The organism is Polaromonas sp., from assembly GCF_030682935.1.
Classification (GTDB): domain Bacteria; phylum Pseudomonadota; class Gammaproteobacteria; order Burkholderiales; family Burkholderiaceae_C; genus Polaromonas.
This window is the reverse complement of sequence record NZ_JAUXNA010000183.1, coordinates 1-2,660: the sequence shown is the minus strand read 5'-3', so window position 1 is coordinate 2,660 and position 2,660 is coordinate 1. Positions and strand designations below refer to the sequence as shown.

At 60.3% G+C, this 2,660-nt stretch carries 3 protein-coding genes; all 3 read right to left on the bottom strand.

Annotated elements, in window-relative coordinates; genetic code table 11:
- Nucleotides 1-304: hypothetical protein (locus tag Q8K05_RS08220; protein WP_305246151.1), on the bottom strand; the 304-nt coding region annotated here is incomplete at its 3' end.
- 370 nt (nt 305-674) lie between these two features.
- Entirely contained in the window at nt 675-1,412 is a 738-nt protein-coding gene (locus tag Q8K05_RS08215) for a hypothetical protein (protein WP_305246149.1), read from the bottom strand.
- 234 nt (nt 1,413-1,646) lie between these two features.
- Nucleotides 1,647-2,660 (bottom strand): DUF3362 domain-containing protein (locus Q8K05_RS08210; RefSeq protein WP_305246147.1); only part of this gene is annotated, 1,014 nt, incomplete at its 5' end.

The following is a 2,660-nucleotide window of genomic DNA, read 5'->3' as shown; positions in this document are numbered from 1 at the left end:
GTTCCGCCCGGGCTCCGCCTGTCCCAATGATCGTTCCCCGACTATCCATCACGACCAAGGCGACGGGTAAAGAAGCATCAAGGGTATCACCCGCCATTATTTTCAGGTCGGTTCCCGCCTGACTTAGCGCCGCAAGTCTGGCTGTCACCAGCAGTGCCCCACGGGCGCCCACCAAGCCGTCCTGCTGGTTCTTGAGTGACGTGTAGACCACGAGCCCAGACACGGGCAACAGTCCGATGAGCACCAGCAGAACCAGCCGGGAGCGCAAGCCAGCCGAAGAAATTATCTGGCCGAGGGGTTTCATAGGGAGGGGGCTTTCATGAGTCGCCTTTTGCGTCGCACGAGAACATGCCCGAGCTCACCAGGCGCTAATTTTTTAAACCAACGGAAGATTTTTCCCGCGTTCATGGAAACCGCGTTGAGTTTGATGCATTTCCCGATTATTGCGGGCAATTGCAATTTTTGGTAACGAATTGGATTCGTATGTTTTGTTGTCCTTGTCAATAAAACGCCGTTGAACAAAAGCACATCGTACAGTGGCAACGGCCGCAGGTAGTCCAATCAAGGCGACCTGAACCGGCCTGGCGACCCGCTTGATGGAACCTTCAAGCACTCACCCTTTGAACCCAACAACATCCTTCTGAGCCCTCACCAGAATTCGAGCCCCGGCCCCATCAGGAATTCAGCTCATCCAGCTTCGCTTTGAGCGCCGCATTCTCCGCGCTGAGCTCAGAGATGGTTTGCTTCAGCCGGGCAATCACGCCTTCAGGCGATTCCGGCTCGGTGCGGGCCACGGCCCGGGTTTCGCGTACTTGGCGAGCGGCCTGCTGCAGCTCTTTTTTGCCACCGGCCACGGCAGCCACCTGCGCGTCAACCGGCAGCGAGGCCACAGTGGCGGCGGCGTTGATGGAAATCGTGCCCGACTTCACCGCCGCCACCAGTTCGGGCGCGGCCGACTTCTGGATCTTTTCAATCTGGCTGATGGTGTTGCTGCTGATACGCGCCGCCTTGGCGATGGCGTCGCGGGTGATCAGGGCTTCGGGCTTGACCGGCGCGGCGGCTGACGGCTCGGCGGGCGTTGGCGGCACGCTCGCGGCCAGGATGTCTTTTTTGCGCAGGGCCAACACGCCGCGCTGAAAATCCGACAGGCTGCGCCGCCCCAGGTGCTGGTCAATCATCCACAGGTGAACGTCTTCAATGGATTTGAACTGGGGGTTTTGCACGGTATTGAAAGGAATGCCGTGCCTGCTGCAAATGCCATAGCGGTTATGGCCATCGACCAGCACCTCGCCCCACAGCACCAGCGCGTCGCGGCAACCCTCGGCCAGCAGGCTGCGCTCCAGCGCTTCGTGTTCGTCGGGGGTCAGCGGGTCGATGTAGGCAAGCAGTTCTTCGTTGACGGTGATGTTCATGGTGGGGCAGACAGGTGGTCAGTGGCGGGAGCGCCATTTTGATTGAAAGGATCTTCGTGCTGGCGGGTATTGCTGCAGGCCTTTTCAAGGCGCAGCCACCATGGCTCACGGGTTTTCAGTTGCTATTGAATATATAGCTTATAACACCCGACGAATAAGGGCTGGAGGCCTATTTTCCTTAAAAAATCGGCCTCCCGGACTTACCGGGCGCCGGCGCCTTGCGCGAGCAGCGAATCAGCGCGGCTTGCGGGAAGGCTTCATGCCCGGCGGCTTGGCCGAGCCGTTGTCGCGCGGCGGCAGGCCGGTGTGCTGCGTCAGCAGGCGGCCCTTGACGGGTGTGACAGGCTTCAACGCCACGGTGGTCGAGTTTTTCTTGCGGGCGCTGGTGTAGCCGCCGTCGGTCAGGGGCTGAAAGGTCGGGATCAGGTGGTGCTTGCCGTTGCCGATCAGGTCGGCGCGGCCCATGGTCTTGAGCGCTTCGCGCAGCAGTGGCCAGTTGTTGGCGTCGTGGTAGCGCAAAAAGGCTTTGTGCAGGCGGCGGCGTTTGTCGCCGCGCACAATGTCCACGGTCTCGCTGTCGCGCGTGATCTTGCGCAGCGGGTTTTTGCTCGTGTGGTACATCGTGGTGGCCGTGGCCATCGGTGACGGGTAGAAGGTCTGCACCTGGTCCGCCCGAAAACCGCTCTTTTTGAGCCAGATCGCCAAGTTCATCATGTCTTCGTCGCTGGTGCCGGGGTGGGCTGCGATGAAATACGGGATCAGGAACTGCTTTTTGCCCGCTTCCAGCGTGAACTTTTCAAACAGCTGCTTGAACTTGTCGTAGCTGCCGATGCCGGGCTTCATCATTTTGGTGAGCGGCCCCTGTTCGGTGTGCTCGGGCGCAATCTTGAGGTAGCCGCCCACATGGTGGGTGACGAGCTCTTTCACGTATTCTGGGCTTTGCACCGCCAGGTCGTAACGCACGCCGGAGCTGATCAGGATCTTTTTCACGCCCTTGAGCGCCCGCGCGCGGCGGTACATCTTGATCAGCGGGTTGTGGTCGGTGTTCAGGTTGGAGCAAATGCCCGGATAGACGCAGGACGGCTTGCGGCAGGCGGCCTCGATCTCGGGGCTTTTGCAGCCGATGCGGTACATATTGGCCGTGGGACCGCCCAGATCGGAAATCGCGCCGGTAAAGCCCTTGACGGTGTCGCGGATCGCCTCGATCTCACGAATCACCGAGTCTTCGGAGCGGCTCTGGATGATGCG